Below are 14,162 nucleotides of genomic sequence, written 5' to 3'. Positions count from 1 at the left end.
CGCGCCGCCTCCACGGCACCCGCGCGCACGAGAAGGCCCCGGCAGCGTCGCATCGCTGCCGGGGCCTTCCGCCGTCCGCGGGGACGGAACGACGCGCGGTCCTCGGGTCAGACCGCCGAGCGGTACTTGCGCACCGCGAGGGTGCGGAAGACCACCAGGATCAGCACCGACCAGATGACCGAGGCCAGCACCGGGTGCTGCATGGGCCAGGCGTCGGGCGCCTCGAAACCGGGCGGCAGATTGCCGAACAGCTCGCGGCACGCCTGCACGGTCGCGCTGAACGGGTTCCACTCGGCGATGGTCTGCAGGAAGCCCGGCATATTGTTGGCGTCCACGAAAGCGTTCGAGATGAACGTCAGCGGGAACAGCCAGATCAGTCCGCCGGAGGTGGCGGCCTCGGGCGTGCGGACCGACAGGCCGATCAGCGCGCCGATCCAGGAGAACGCGTAACCGAGCAGGAGCAGCAGCAGGAAGCCGAGCAGCACCTTGCCGAGATTCTCGTGGGTCCGCCAGCCGACGAGCAGCGCCACGACGGCGAGGACGACGAGCGTCAGCGCCGTCTGCACCAGATCGGCGAGGGTGCGGCCGGTGAGGACCGCGCCCCGGGCCATCGGCAGCGACCGGAAGCGGTCGATGAGGCCCTTGTGCATGTCGTCGGCGATGCCCGCCCCTGCGCCCGCGGTCGCGAACGTGACGGTCTGGGCGAAGATGCCCGCCATCAGGAACTCGCGGTAGGCCTGGGTCGAGGTGGAGGCACCGACCTGGATGGAACCTCCGAACACGTACGTGAACAGCACCACGAACATGATCGGCTGGATCATCCCGAAGATGATCATCTCCGGGATCCTGGTCATGCGGATCAGATTGCGCTTGGCGACGACGAGCGAGTCGCTCACCGACTGTGCGATGCCGCCGCGCGGGCGGGGCGCGGCGACGCGATCCGCCGCTTCCTGGACGGTGGTCACTTCACGGCCTCCTTCCCGGCCTTGCGGTCCTCGCCCTGGCGGGCGGCCGGCACCTCGCCGCCGTCCTCGGCACCCTGCTCGGCGTGGCGGCCGGTCAGGGAGATGAAGACGTCGTCGAGGGTGGGGCGGCGCAGACCGATGTCGTCGATCTCGATGCCGGCGGCGTCCAGCTCGCGGATGACCTCGGCGAGCAGCTTCGCGCCGCCGGTCACCGGAACCGTGAGCCTCCGGGTGTGGTCCTCGACCGCGATGTCGCCGGCCGCCGGCCCTTCCGCGCCGAAGCGCCGGAGGATGTCGCGGGCGGGGGCGATCTCGTCGGGCCGGTGGACGACGACCTCGACGCGCTCTCCACCGGTGCGGGCCTTGAGCTGGTCCGCGGTGCCCCGGGCGATGACCTTGCCGTGGTCGACGACGCAGATGTTGTCGGCCAGGTGATCGGCCTCCTCCAGGTACTGCGTGGTCAGGAGCAGGGTCGTACCGCCGCCGACGAGTTCCTTGATGACCTCCCACAGCGCCTGGCGGTTGCGCGGGTCGAGACCGGTCGTGGGTTCGTCCATGAACATCACGGGCGGTGAGACGACGAGTGCGGCGGCGAGGTCGAGGCGCCGGCGCATGCCGCCGGAGTAGGTCTTCGCCGGACGGTCCGCGGCGTCGGCCAGGTTGAAGCGCTCCAGCAGCTCGCCCGCCCTGACCTTGGCGGCCTTGGCGTTCATCTGGTAGAGCCGGCCGACCATCTGCAGGTTCTCGCGGCCGGTGAGATATTCGTCGACCGCGGCGAACTGGCCGGAGAGCCCGATCGACCGCCGGACTTCGTTGGGGTTCTGGAGGACGTCGACGCCCGCCACGACGGCCCGTCCGCTGTCGGGGCGGAGAAGGGTCGTCAGGACGCGCACGGCGGTGGTCTTGCCCGCGCCGTTCGGGCCGAGGAGCCCGAGGACGGTGCCCTCGGGAACGTCGAGGTCAACTCCGTCCAGAGCCCTTACCTCGCCGAAGGTCTTGACCAGACCCTCGGCGTAAATGGCGCCTGGCATGTGGGTGCTCCAAGTCGGGTGGCAGTGGCGTTTATCGTTTGCTTACTTCAGGCGATTGCTGCGCAAGCTTAGATTTCACCAAGCGCCGGCGCAGGCGAATTTACGGCCTGGGCCGGTACCGTAACGCGATACATCGCGACACACAAGCCTTCGCGGGGACTCATTCGCCCGGCCCGCCCCGGCCCCCGCGCCCGGCAACCGCCCCGCCGGCCGGGGCCCGGTGCCGCACGCGCAGGCCCGGCGACGGGTGCGCATACGGCCTGCGACGACGGCGCGCAAGTAAGAGCCCCCGCGGGGGCCCGCGCCACCGTCACCCCGTGACCTGGTAGCCCGCTTCCCGCAGCGCCGCCCCGACCTCCGCGCAGTGCTCCGGGCCCTTCGTCTCCAGGTGGAGCTCCACCTCGACCTCCGTCAGACCGAGCCTGGCGTCGGTCCGCACGTGCCCCACGTCCAGAACGTTCGCATCCGCCACCGACAGCACCCCGAGCAGTGTCGCCAGCGCCCCGGGCCGGTCCGGGAGGCGAAGGCGCAGCGACAGATAGCGGCCCGCGGCGGCCATGCCGTGCCGCAGGATGCGCTGCATCAGCAGCGGGTCGACGTTGCCGCCCGACAGCACCGCCACGACCGGCCCCTCGTACGCCTGCGGATCGCTCAGCAGAGCCGCGACCGGACTCGCCCCCGCCGGTTCCACGACCAGCTTCGCCCGCTCCAGACAGAGCAGCAGCGCCGAGGAGAGCGCGTCCTCGGAGACCGTGCGCACCTCGTCGACCAGTTCCTCGACGATCGCGTAGGGGACGTCCCCGGGGCGTCCCACCTTGATGCCGTCCGCCATCGTCGCCGGGGACTCGATCGACACCGGACGCCCCGCGGCGAGCGACGGCGGATACGCGGCCGACCCCTCCGCCTGGACCCCGATCAGCCGCACATCGGGACGCAGCGCCTTCACCGCCACCGCGATGCCCGCGGCGAGACCGCCGCCGCCCACCCCGACGACGATCGTCCGCACCTCGGGGCACTGCTCGAGGATCTCCAGCCCCACCGTGCCCTGCCCGGCGATGATGTCCGGGTGGTCGAAGGGGTGGATGAAGACGGCACCCGTTTCGTGCGCGTACTCCTGCGCCGCGGCCAGGGTCTCGTCGACGACATGGCCATGGAGCCTCACATCGGCGCCGTAGTCACGGGTCGCGGCGACCTTCGGCAGCGGAGCCCCCTTCGGCATGAAGACCGTGGAGTGCACACCGAGCAGGGAGGAAGCGAGCGCGACGCCCTGCGCATGGTTGCCCGCCGACGCCGCGACGACGCCGGCCGCCCGTTCCTCGGGCCGCAGCCCGGAGATCCGCACATAGGCGCCGCGCAGCTTGAAGGAACCCGTCCGCTGGAGGTTCTCGCATTTCAGGTGCACCGGGGACCCGACCAGGGCGGACAGGTGGCGGCTGCCTTCCATCGGCGTCAGCCGCGCGACCCCGCTGAGCATCTTCCGGGCGCCCAGCACGTCGTCGAGGATGACCGGGTGAAAGGGGCCAGTGGTACGGAAGCTCATGACAGCAAGTCTCGCAGCTCAGCGGCCTGACGGCGGACCCGGGAAGCCCGTCGTCCACAGGTTTCCCCAGGGCCCGTACGCACCCGCCCGGCGCCGCGTACTCTGTCCCCCACCAACCGACCACCGCACGAGAGAGCCCCCGCAGCCATGCCCACATCTCAGGACATGACGACTGATCTTGACGCCGGTCTCCTCGATGCCCTCCAGCACCAGGTGGCCGTCTTCGCGCGCAGAGCCGAGCAGACACGGCTGGGCGGCGTCGGCCAGGTCCGCAACTCGATGGACCGTGCCGCCTATCTGCTGCTCAACAGGCTCGACCAGGAAGGCCCGATGGGCGTCAAGGCCCTCGCGGCCGGCATGGGCATCGACTCCTCGACGGTCACCCGCCAGGTCGCGCCGCTGGTCGACACCGGCCTGGTCAAGCGCACGTCCCACCCGGAGGACGGCCGCGCCGTCGTGCTGCAGCTGTCTCCCCGCGGCCAGGCCCGCCTGGAGGAGGTCCGCTCCTCGCGGCGCGAACTCATGGCCCAGGTCACCGACGGCTGGTCGCCGGAGGAGCGGGAGTCGTTCTGCACCCTCCTCACGCGTTTCAACACGGCGCTCTCCGCCCGGCAGACAGGGCTGCCCGCGGAAGCGACGGAGGCGTCCCCCACCTCTTGACCGGGACCGCCGCCTGCCTTGATATGAGGACGTGCGCGAGAGCCGGGAGTCCACGCTCGCCGGTCGCCGTGCCCGCGAGTTCGAGGCATTCGTCGCGGGCGCCGGTGGCCGGCTGCTGCATGTCGCCACGCTGCTGACCGCCGAACCGGCCGGCCGGTGCCCCCGCGCACAGCGGCTGCTGGTCGGCGCCCTGGCCCATATGTACGCCGAGTGGGACCGGCTGCGGGACGAGGATCCGTACGATCGCACCCGCCAGGAGCTCGTCACCCGCTTCGCGCGCAGCGCCTGGCGTCTGCACCGGCGCTCCCGCACCTGGGAGACCGGCCCGGAGTGCGGCGTACTGGCCCGGCTCGGACCCCAGGAACGGCTCGTCGTGGTGCTGCGGCTGTACGAGAGCGTGCCCGAGGAGCAGACGGCCGCGCTGCTGGGGCTGCCGGTGGAGCGGGTCCGGGCCCTCGGCACCCGCGCGGTCTCCCTGCTGCGCAGCACCCGCCCGCCGCGGCTGCGCGCACCGAGCTGGACCGGCGGCCGGACGGAAGCCCGATGAGCCGCCCGGGGCGCAAGGAGGAGGAGATCCGGCGGATGCTGGACGCCCCGCACCCGCTCGTGCCGGCCGATCTGCACATCCGGGCGGCCCGCCGCGGCGCCCGGCTGCGCCGCCGGCGCCGCGCCCTCCACCACGTGGGCTGCGTGCTGCTGCTGGTGGCCGCCATCGCCTTCGCGGTGTGGGCCGTGGCCGTCGAACCGTGGGTCGTACCGCCCTCGGAGACGACCCCGGAGATCGACGGCTGGTGAAGACCGCACCGGCCGGACCTATCCTGGAATCAGCGGCGCAACGCCTCAGCACCAGGAGGTCGTCATGACCAGAAAAGTTGCCGACTGCCGCAGGTTCCCGAGCGAGACGGACTGCACGCTCACCATCTCGGGCGAGGAGGACGAAGTCCTCCGGGCCGCCACCGCCCACGCCGTCGCCGTACACGGCCACACCGACTCCCCCGAACTCCGCGAGAAGATACGCGGAATGCTCGAGGACGAGAAGGTCAGCGCCTGACGCACGGCCGGATCACGCCGTCCCGGACACTCCGTCAGACCGCCGATCCGGCAGGCCTGTTCACGCGTACACGAGCCCGGCCGGGCGCACGGTCCCGGGCCGGGCTCACGAGTCGGGCGAGGCGCACGGGCCCGTCGGGCAGCGAGCCCGGGTGCACCCGGCCCCGGCCGCGCGACGGGTCGTGCGCACGAAGCGCGGGAGCGAAGCCCCCGAACGCGCCGCCCGTCCCCGCGGCCCCTCCGGTCAGCGGCCCAGCGCCTGCTGGAGGTCGGCCAGCAGATCGTCCGCCGACTCGATGCCCACCGACAGCCGCACCAGATCCCCCGGGACCTCCAGCGCGGAACCGGCGACGCTGGCGTGCGTCATCCGGCCCGGGTGCTCGATCAGGGACTCGACACCGCCCAGGGACTCACCGAGGGTGAACAGTTCGGCGCGGTTGCAGACCTCGACGGCCGCCTCCTCGCCGCCCCGGACCTGGAACGAGACCATCCCGCCGAAGCTCTTCATCTGCTTCGCCGCGATCTCGTGCCCCGGGTGCTCCTCCAGCCCCGGGTACAGCACCCGCGTCACCTTCGGGTGGCCGCTGAGCATCTCCGCGACCCGTGCCGCGTTCTCGCTGTGCCGGTCCATGCGCACCGCGAGCGTCTTGATGCCCCGCAGCACGATCCACGAGTCGAAGGGCCCGGCGACCGCGCCCATCGCGTTCTGGTGGTACGCCAGCTCCTCGCCGAGGCCCGCGTCGGCGGTGACCAGGGCCCCGCCGACCACGTCCGAGTGGCCGCCCATGTACTTGGTGAGCGAGTGCACGACCACGTCCGCACCGAGCGCGAGGGGCTGCTGCAGGTACGGGCTGGCGAAGGTGTTGTCCACGACGAGCTTCGCGCCGGCCGAGCGGGCGATGTCCGCCACGGCGGCGATGTCCGTGATGCCGAGCAGCGGGTTGGACGGGGTCTCGACCCAGATCACCTTCGTACGGTCGGTGAGAGCGGCCCGCACCGAAGCCGGGTCGGAGGTGTCCGCGACCGAGTACTCCACACCCCAGCGCTGGACGACCTTGGCGAACAGCCGGAACGTGCCGCCGTAGGCGTCGTTCGGGATCACCACGTGGTCACCGGGCACCAGAAGCGCGCGCAGCAGGCAGTCCTCGGCGGCGAGGCCGGAGGCGAAGGCGAGGCCGCGGCGGCCGCCCTCCAGCGCCGCGAGGTTCTCCTCCAGCGCCGTACGGGTCGGATTGGCGCTGCGGCTGTACTCGTAACCGCCGCGCAGTCCGCCCACACCGTCCTGCTTGTAGGTGGACACCTGGTAGATCGGCGGGACGACCGCGCCGGTCAGCGGATCGGCGGTGTTGCCCGCGTGGATGGCGAGGGTCTCGAAACTGTGCTGGTCGCTCATGCGACCCGAGAGTAGTCCCCCGCCGGGCCCCCGGGCGCTCCCCGGCCGGTTCCCACCGCATCGGCGTCCGGGACAATGGGCTCATGGAGATTCTCTGGTTCCTGATCGCGCTTGGCCTGCTGGCCGCGGCGATCGGCCCGTTCGTGATGCGCCGCCGCCACGCCGTGAGACAGGTCGCGCCCGGTTCACCGGACGCCGCCGACCCCGCCGCCTACGGATTCGTACGCCAGGAGGATCTCGACCTGCGGCTGCCCGGACCCGACCAGGACCTCCTCGACGTACTCGACCTGGTGCAGCGCACCCAGGACTGGCGGGCCGCGTCCCAGTTGCTCGCCGGTACGGAGAAGGAGGGCGAGCGGCGCTGGCAGCGGGTGCAGGCGTTCGCGGGCGCCGCGTCGCTGGAGCTCCAGCACCAGCCGGGAACCGGTGGATCATGGCTGCGCACCTGGCGCTCCGAGTCGCCGAAGGACGCGGGCGGTGCCGCCGTCCACGCCGAGTTCCTGGTCCAGCAGGCCTGGCGTTCCTCCGGCGGAACCGGCAGCGACGACTTCCGGATCATCCTGGAAGAGGCCCGGTCGGTCTGCGGGGAGGCCGCCCTGCTCGCACCCGGCGACCCCGTCCCGTACATCGTGGAGCTGGCCGTGGCCCGCGGCCTCGGCTACTCCCACGAGCAGTTCGACCAGCTGTGGGCCAAGGTGATCGACCGCGCCCCCGCGCACATGGGCGCCCACCTCGCGGCGCTCCACTACTGGTGCGAGAAGTGGCACGGCTCGCGCGAGGAGGCCGACCACTTCGCGACCACCTCCGCGGCCCGAGCGCCGCAGGGCTCCCTGCTGTCCGCGCTGCCGCTGTTCGCCGTGTTCGAGCACCTGCCCGAGGTCAACCTGGTCTCCGGCTTCTACCAGAGCGCGGTCGTCACCAAGGCCGTGGAGGGCGCGCTGCACGCCGCGCACCACGCGTCCGGGAACGACCCGGTCCTCCCCCTCGTGCGCCATCTGCTGATCTTCTTCCTGGTCAGGTCCGAGCGCTGGGCGGAGGCCATGCAGCAGCTGGTCCACGTCGACGGCCACGTCGGGGCGCTGCCCTGGACCCACGGCAGCGACCCCGCCGGGGAGTACGCGGTCTACCGGGCGCTCGCGGTCGCGGGATACGAGGCGAACGGCGGCAGCCCGGCGACGCTGCCGCACTGACGGCGGGGCCGGCGCAACCGGCTGCCGCTCCGGGCCCGCGGGGGGAATCCCGCGGGCCCGGAGTGCGTTCTGACCTGTGCAACCACTCCCGGAGGAGATTCGCATGTTCCTGAACCGCCGCGTCCCTGAGCTGCCCACCCCCGCCCAGGCCCTCCGCGGTCGCGAAACCCCCGAGTTCGACGTCCCCGCCCGGCACACCGTCCTCGGCAACCCGCTCCTGGGCCCCTACCCCGAGGGCCTGGAGGTCGCCGACTTCGGACTGGGCTGTTTCTGGGGCGCCGAGCGCAAGTTCTGGCAGACCGAGGGCGTGTGGACCACACTCGTCGGCTACCAGGGCGGCTACACCCCGAACCCGACGTACGAAGAGGTCTGCTCGGGCCTGACCGGCCACACCGAGGCCGTCCGTGTCGTGTACGACCCCTCGGTCGTCTCCTACGAAGCGCTGCTGAAGGTCTTCTGGGAGGCCCACGACCCGACCCAGGGCTTCCGCCAGGGCAACGACGTCGGCACCCAGTACCGCTCGGCGATCCACACCCACACACCGGCCCAGGCGAAGGCCGCGGATGCCTCCCGCGACGCCTACCAGAAGGTGCTGACGGGCGCGGGCCACGGCACGATCACCACGGAGATCCTGCCCGCCGAGGGCCGGGCCTTCTACCCGGCCGAGGGATACCACCAGCAGTACCTCGACAAGAACCCCGCGGGCTACTGCGGCATCGGCGGGACGGGGCTCTCCTGCCCGATCGGCGTCGCCAAGGCCGACGGGTAGGCACCGGCACGACCATGTGACGGGTGGCATCCCCGTTCACGTAGTGACCGAAGTGGAACGTCTGGCGGGACAGCTCACCGAACTGGCCGACACAGGCATCGACGTCAGCGAACTGGGCAACGGACCGCGATCGGGCGGACTTCGACGGATGGACGCTGCCGGCTGCCGGCAGGACATCGCGCACGTCAGGCGTGGCCCTGCGCCGGCAGTTCCAGTCGCAGTTCGTAGCCGCCGTCCGGCGTCGGGCCGGAGTCGACCGTGCCGCCCAGGAGTTCGGCGCGCTGGCGCAGGCTGACGAGGCCGTAGTGGGCGCTGGGGAGGGGCAGGGCCGGCCGGGTCGGGGCGGTGTTGGTGACCGTGACGCGGACCGCGCCGCCGTGGTGCCGTACGAGGACCGTGGCCGCGGCGCCGGGCGCGTGCTTGCGGACGTTGGTCAGGGCTTCCTGGACGGTGCGGTAGATGGCGCGCTGGACGGTCGGGGGGAGTCCGTCCGGGGCCTGCGGCCCGCCCGCAGGCCCCGGGGCGGCAGCCTCGCCGCCGGGTGGTACCGGTTCGGGGGGCGGGGGACGCGGCAGGTCGGTGTGGAGTTCGGCCTGGATGCCGCTGCCGTCGACGAGTCGCTGGAGGTCGGCCATGGACGGCTGGGGGGTGAGTTCGGCGGGCCGCCCGCCCGAGGCCCGCAGGACGCTGACCATGTGGCGCAGCTCGTCCAGGGTCTGCACGCTGAGCCGCCTGATCGTGGCCGCGGCGTCCTTGATCTCGGGGTCGCGGGTGCCGACCTGGAGCGCCCCGGCCCGTACGGCGATCAGGCTGACCTGGTGCGAGACCACGTCGTGCATCTCGCGGGCGAGCTGAGCGCGTTCCTTGGCCAGGACGGTCTGGGTGGTCAGCAGCCGTTCGTGGTCCCGGGCCTCGGAGATCTCCGCCAACCGCAGCGAGAGGTCGCGCCGGGTCTGGACGAGCTGGCCGAGGAAGACGGGCGCGGCCGCGGTGGCGGCCGTGTAGCCGAGGGTGATGAGGGTGGCGGTCTTGGTCAGGTCGAGCTCCGGGGACGGCAGCGAGATCATGTCGCAGACCGTGAAGGCCAGCGCGCAGGCCGCGAGCAGGAACCGGCGCCGGGACAGCGAGGCGAGGGTGTAGAGCGCGGCCAGTCCGGCGAATATGGCGTCGTTCAGGGCAACCGCGGGGAGGGCGATCAGGAAGACGAGCAGCGGCACCCGGCGGCGCAGGGCGAGGGCGAACGCGGCGGCCAGGGCGAAGCCGAGGCGCAGCGGTTCGGCGGCGGTGACGTTGACCCAGACGTCGAGCAGTGCCACCCCGACCAGCACGGCGTCCATCAGAGGGGGCGGTACGCGGCGGGAGGTCATGGCGCCTCCTGGTCCCGGGGCGGCCTGAGCAGGCCGGCCCGCTCTGCGAGCAGTGCGGCCTGGACCCGGCCGGCAACTTCGAGCTTGGTGAGGATGGCGCTGACGTGGTCCTTCACCGTGCCGGTTCCCAGGTGCATGCGGGTGGCGATGTCGGCGTTGGAGAGTCCCTCGGCGATCAGTACGAGTACGGCGCGTTCCCGGTCGGTCAGCCGGGCGATGCCCCGTACGGCGGTCTCCTCGGGGCCCGCTTCGAGGTAGCCGTCCACGACGGTCCTGGTGACCTTGGACGACAGGACGGTGCCGCCGTCGGCGAGGGTCCGCACGAGGAAGGGCAGGCCCTCGGGGTCGGTGTCCTTGAGGAGGAAGCCGGCGGCGCCCGCGCGCAGCGCCGTCGCCACGTACTCGTCCATGTCGAACGTCGTGAGCATGGCGACGACCGGTGGGTGCGGCAGGCGGCGCAGGCCCCCGAGGACGGTGAGTCCGTCCACGTCCGGCATGCGGATGTCCAGCAGCACGACGTCGGGGCGGGCCTCCTCCGCGGTCCGGACCGCGTCGGCGCCCGGGACCGCGGCCACGACCTCGATGTCGTCGGCCGCGTCGAGGATGTGCTGGAAGCCCGTGCGGATCAGGGCCTCGTCGTCGACCACCATTACCCGGATCACGCGTGCTCCGCTCGCCGTGCCCCGTGGGACCACTGTCCGATTCGTACCATGTCGGGCGGTGGGCCGCGCGGGTGAGCGGGCCGGGCGGGCGTGCGGGCCGCGGTGGCGGGCTGCCGTCCCGACGCATCGGGAATGTCTCGGTCCCACCCCGGGGAACGCGCCCCGTGCCGGAAAACCCCTCGGCGGCGTCCAAAGGGCCGGCCGTACACTCGGGCGCATGGGTTCGTACTACTTCTTTCTCTGATTCCGGGCGCCGAGCCGGCGTGACCCTCTGACCTGCCGCCGTTCCGGCCGCGGGTGGTCCCCGGCGCTCCCTCCCCCGTCCGACGGAACCCCGCCCGCTTCTTCCGGGCACGTCATCCCAGGGAAAGCCCATGCGCGAACGCGCCCGTACCCAACTGACCCTCAAGGACGTCTCCAAGGCGTACGGAGACCGCTCCGTCCTCGAAGACGTGTCGCTGACCGTACGTCCCGGCGAGCGGGCCGGGGTCATCGGCGACAACGGCTCCGGCAAGTCGACCCTGCTCCGGCTGATCGCCGGTGCCGAACGACCCGACGAGGGCGGCATCACCGTCCGGTTCCCGGGCGGCACCGGCCTGCTCCCCCAGGTCCCCGACCTCGGTCCGGCGGCGACCGTCCAGGACGCCGTCGACGCCTCGCTCGTGGACCTGCGCGCGCTGCAGCGGCGCATCCGGGATGCGGAGGCTCGGCTCGCGGCCGCGTCTGAGACGGAACTCGCCGAGTACGGCGAGCTGTTGCACGCCTTCGAGGAGCGCGGGGGCTACGAGGCCGACGCCCGGGTGGACGCCGCCCTGCACGGGCTCGGTCTCGGCGGGTTGAGCCGGGACCGGCCGGTCGGCTCGCTCTCCGGTGGCGAGCAGTCCCGCCTCGCTCTCGCGTGTGTCCTGGCCGCCGCGCCGGAGCTGCTGTTGCTGGACGAGCGGGACCGGCGGACGGTCACCCGGTACGGCGACGGCTGGACGGGATACCGCGCCGTGAGGGCGGCGGCGCGGCGCCGCCGGGCCCGGGAGCACCAGGAGTGGCTGGACGAGCTGGCCCGTACGGAGGAGCTGGTGGCCGCGGCCGGGCAACGGCTCTCGGGTACCGGCAAGGACCCGCACCAGGGCTTCGGCAAGCACCGCCGCTCGCACGAGGCCAAGCTGTCCGGGCAGGTCAGAGCGGCGCGGCAGCGGCTGGAACGGCTGCGGCGCGAGCCGGTGCCCGCGCCGCCCGAGCCACTCACGTTCCGGGTGGACCTGGCGACGGCGGCGGCGCGGGGTGCCGGCGGCGTGCTGGCCGAACTGGACGGGGTCGCGGTGGGCGACCGGCTGCGCGTCGAGGGGCTCACGGTGAAGGCCGGCGAACGGCTGCTGGTCACCGGCCCGAACGGGGCGGGGAAATCGACGCTGCTGCGGGTCCTCGCGGGCGAACTGGAGCCGGACGGGGGAACGGTCCGCAGGCCGGCCCGGATCGGGTACCTGCCGCAGGAGCTGCCGGCGGTGTCCTCGGGCCGTCCGCTGCTGTCGGAGTACGCCGCGGGCCGGCCCGGTCCGGCGGAGGAGTACGCCGCGGAGCTGCCGGCGCTCGGCCTCTTCCTCGAGGAGGACCTGGCGGTCCCGGTCGCGGCCCTGTCCGCGGGCCAGCGCCGCAGGCTCCAGCTCGCCCGGCTGTTCTGCCGCCCGGCGGACCTGCTGGTCCTGGACGAGCCGACCAACCATGTGACCCCCGCGCTGGTGGAGGAGCTGGAGGCGGCCCTGGCGGCCTACCCCGGCGCGGTGGTCGTGGTCTCCCACGACCGCCGCTTCCGCGCGGCCTTCCGGGCGCCGTGCCTGGAGCTCAGGGCGGGCCGCACGTGCTGACGTCCGGCGGGGGCGGGGGCGGGGGGGCCGTCGGCCCGGCCGCCCGCTATCCCGCCGCCCCTTGCGCCTCGCGCAGCGTCGCGGCCGTGGCCGCCGCGTCGTACCCCTCCGGCACTCCGTCGACGAGGAGGACGTCACCGGCCATGTGGCGGGTGCGCAGTGGGAGCAGGGCCTGGTAGTCCGGGGAGGCGTACCAGTCGCGGGCGGCCGCCATCGAGGGGAACTCGATGACGACGACGGCGCCGGGCCACTCGCCTTCGAGCACGGCGCGTTCGGGGGCGCCGTGCACGAGGAAGCGGCCGCCGAAGGGGTCGAGCGTGCACTGGACGCGTTCCATGTAGGTCAGGACCTCGTCGTCGAGGCGGGCCGGGGGGAAGAGGTTGCCGATCGCGTATGCGCTCATGCCCCGATCGTGCCGCGGCCGTGGCGCCCGGTCGATTACCTCCGGGGTCGGACGGCGGCAGCCGAGGGCGCTCGGCCCTCGGATGCCGTACGGCAGCGCCCGGTGCCGCGCCGCAGGCAGCCCACCCGGAACGGCCCAGGGCGGGCTGCCTGCGGGGGCGGCTCCGAGCGGAGCCTCAGATCGTGGCGGTGTCGATCACGAAGCGGTAGCGCACGTCGCTGCGCAGCACCCTCTCGTACGCCTCGTTGATCTGGTCGGCACGGATCAGTTCGATCTCGGCGCCGAGGCCGTGCTCGGCGCAGAAGTCGAGCATCTCCTGGGTCTCGGGGATGCCGCCGATCCCGGAGCCGGCCAGGGTCCTGCGGCCTCCGATCAGCGAGAAGAGGTTCAGCGACACGGGTTCCTCGGGGGCGCCGACGTTCACCATCGCGCCGTCCGTCTTCAGCATGCCCAGGAACCTGTCCAGGGGCAGTGGCGCGGAGACGGTGCTGACGATCAGGTCGAAGGTTCCGGCGAGGGCCTCGAAGGTGGCGTCGTCGCTGGTGGCGTAGTAGTGCTGGGCGCCGAGCGACAGCCCGTCGTCCTTCTTGCGCAGGGACTGGGACAGCACGGTCACCTCCGCCCCGAGCGCACTCGCGATCTTGACGGCCATGTGGCCGAGGCCGCCGAGGCCGACGACGGCGACCTTCTTGCCGGGGCCGGCGTTCCAGTGCCGCAGCGGGGAGTAGGTCGTGATGCCGGCGCACAGGAGCGGTGCGGCCACGTCGAGGGAGAGTCCGTCGGGGATCCGCACGGTGAACGCCTCGTCCACGACGATGTGCGTGGAGTAGCCGCCGTAGGTGGGCTCCCCGTTCTTGTCGAGGGCGTTGTACGTGAGGACGTTGCCGTTCGTGCAGTACTGCTGCAGTCCGGCCTTGCAGTTGTCGCACACGCGGCAGGAGTCGACCATGCAGCCGACGCCGACGCGGTCGCCGACGGCGAACCTGGTGACCCCGGTGCCGACCTCGGTGACGACGCCGGCGATCTCATGGCCGGGAACCATGGGGAAGATGCCCTCGCCCCAGCCGTCACGGGCCTGGTGGATGTCGGAGTGGCAGATGCCGGCGTACTTGATGTCGATCAGGACGTCGTGCTCACCGACCGCCCGCCGCGGGATGGTGGTGCGCTCCAGCGGGGCCTTCGCGGCAGGGGCCGCGTAGGCGGGAACAGTGGTCGTTTGTGTGGTCATGCATCGAGGCTGACGCCTTTCCCGCTGGTCACCCAGCCCTCTGTC

The 14,162-nt window shown here is 72.6% G+C and carries 15 protein-coding genes; 7 read left to right on the top strand and 8 right to left on the bottom strand.

The window, feature by feature from the left end:
• Positions 1-107: 107 nt before the first annotated feature.
• The 3 genes from BLT82_RS03775 to ilvA all read right to left on the bottom strand — a co-directional run bounded on the left by BLT82_RS03775 (position 108) and on the right by ilvA (position 3,536).
• Positions 108-965: an ABC transporter permease gene (locus BLT82_RS03775; protein WP_093652364.1), complete on the bottom strand. Its 858-nt coding sequence runs from the start codon at positions 963-965 to the stop codon at positions 108-110.
• A complete protein-coding gene (locus BLT82_RS03770; RefSeq protein ID WP_093652363.1) occupies positions 962-1,996 on the bottom strand; it encodes an ATP-binding cassette domain-containing protein in 1,035 nt (344 codons plus the stop codon). Before BLT82_RS03770 ends, BLT82_RS03775 begins: the two co-directional genes overlap by 4 nt.
• Positions 1,997-2,306: 310 nt before the next feature.
• Positions 2,307-3,536 carry a threonine ammonia-lyase gene (gene ilvA / locus BLT82_RS03765; protein ID WP_093652362.1) on the bottom strand — a complete coding sequence of 410 codons (1,230 nt, stop codon included), beginning with the start codon at positions 3,534-3,536 and terminating at the stop codon, positions 2,307-2,309.
• 147 nt (positions 3,537-3,683) lie between these two features.
• On the opposite strand from ilvA, the gene BLT82_RS03760 reads away from it, so the two are divergent.
• The 4 genes from BLT82_RS03760 to BLT82_RS03745 all read left to right on the top strand — a co-directional run bounded on the left by BLT82_RS03760 (position 3,684) and on the right by BLT82_RS03745 (position 5,247).
• The gene (locus BLT82_RS03760) at positions 3,684-4,196 is read left to right on the top strand and encodes a MarR family winged helix-turn-helix transcriptional regulator (protein ID WP_093652361.1); all 513 of its coding nucleotides are present in this window, start codon (positions 3,684-3,686) and stop codon (positions 4,194-4,196) included.
• A gap of 31 nt (positions 4,197-4,227) precedes the next feature.
• Entirely contained in the window at positions 4,228-4,743 is a 516-nt protein-coding gene (locus tag BLT82_RS03755) for a sigma factor-like helix-turn-helix DNA-binding protein (RefSeq protein ID WP_093652360.1), read from the top strand.
• Positions 4,740-4,991 carry a hypothetical protein gene (locus BLT82_RS03750; protein ID WP_093652359.1) on the top strand — a complete coding sequence of 84 codons (252 nt, stop codon included), beginning with the start codon at positions 4,740-4,742 and terminating at the stop codon, positions 4,989-4,991. Before BLT82_RS03755 ends, BLT82_RS03750 begins: the two co-directional genes overlap by 4 nt.
• Positions 4,992-5,055: 64 nt before the next feature.
• Positions 5,056-5,247 carry a DUF1059 domain-containing protein gene (locus tag BLT82_RS03745; RefSeq protein WP_093652358.1) on the top strand — a complete coding sequence of 64 codons (192 nt, stop codon included), beginning with the start codon at positions 5,056-5,058 and terminating at the stop codon, positions 5,245-5,247.
• A 243-nt stretch (positions 5,248-5,490) separates the two neighbouring features.
• On the opposite strand, the gene BLT82_RS03740 is transcribed toward BLT82_RS03745, so the two are convergent.
• Positions 5,491-6,639 carry a cystathionine gamma-synthase gene (locus tag BLT82_RS03740; RefSeq protein ID WP_093652357.1) on the bottom strand — a complete coding sequence of 383 codons (1,149 nt, stop codon included), beginning with the start codon at positions 6,637-6,639 and terminating at the stop codon, positions 5,491-5,493.
• 83 nt (positions 6,640-6,722) lie between these two features.
• Here BLT82_RS03740 and BLT82_RS03735 point away from each other — a divergent pair, with 83 nt between their 5' ends.
• Together BLT82_RS03735 and msrA are read left to right on the top strand one after the other, a co-directional pair.
• On the top strand, positions 6,723-7,829 hold the full coding sequence (locus BLT82_RS03735; RefSeq protein WP_093652356.1) for a hypothetical protein: 1,107 nt from the start codon (positions 6,723-6,725) through the stop codon (positions 7,827-7,829).
• A 103-nt stretch (positions 7,830-7,932) separates the two neighbouring features.
• Complete coding sequence (msrA, locus tag BLT82_RS03730) at positions 7,933-8,598, top strand: peptide-methionine (S)-S-oxide reductase MsrA (protein WP_093652355.1); 666 nt, start codon at positions 7,933-7,935, stop codon at positions 8,596-8,598.
• Positions 8,599-8,783: 185 nt separating this feature from the next.
• Here the strand turns inward: msrA and BLT82_RS03720 are convergent, their stop codons facing one another.
• Positions 8,784-9,965, bottom strand: a complete 1,182-nt coding sequence (locus BLT82_RS03720) for a sensor histidine kinase (protein WP_093652353.1) — start codon at positions 9,963-9,965, stop codon at positions 8,784-8,786.
• Positions 9,962-10,627, bottom strand: a complete 666-nt coding sequence (locus BLT82_RS03715; RefSeq protein WP_208867687.1) for a response regulator — start codon at positions 10,625-10,627, stop codon at positions 9,962-9,964. Before BLT82_RS03715 ends, BLT82_RS03720 begins: the two co-directional genes overlap by 4 nt.
• Before the next feature lie 374 nt (positions 10,628-11,001).
• On the opposite strand from BLT82_RS03715, the gene BLT82_RS03710 reads away from it, so the two are divergent.
• Positions 11,002-12,486, top strand: a complete 1,485-nt coding sequence (locus BLT82_RS03710; protein ID WP_093652351.1) for an ATP-binding cassette domain-containing protein — start codon at positions 11,002-11,004, stop codon at positions 12,484-12,486.
• Positions 12,487-12,532: 46 nt separating this feature from the next.
• On the opposite strand, the gene BLT82_RS03705 is transcribed toward BLT82_RS03710, so the two are convergent.
• Both BLT82_RS03705 and BLT82_RS03700 read right to left on the bottom strand, forming a co-directional pair.
• Positions 12,533-12,889, bottom strand: a complete 357-nt coding sequence (locus tag BLT82_RS03705) for a DUF1330 domain-containing protein (protein WP_093652350.1) — start codon at positions 12,887-12,889, stop codon at positions 12,533-12,535.
• Between the two features lie 175 nt (positions 12,890-13,064).
• Complete coding sequence (locus BLT82_RS03700; RefSeq protein WP_093652349.1) at positions 13,065-14,117, bottom strand: NAD(P)-dependent alcohol dehydrogenase; 1,053 nt, start codon at positions 14,115-14,117, stop codon at positions 13,065-13,067.
• Between the last annotated feature and the right edge of the window lie 45 nt (positions 14,118-14,162).

The sequence above is a fragment of the Streptomyces wuyuanensis genome, from assembly GCF_900103455.1.
Lineage (GTDB): Bacteria > Actinomycetota > Actinomycetes > Streptomycetales > Streptomycetaceae > Streptomyces > Streptomyces wuyuanensis.
This window is presented reverse-complemented; position numbering and strand designations above follow the sequence as displayed.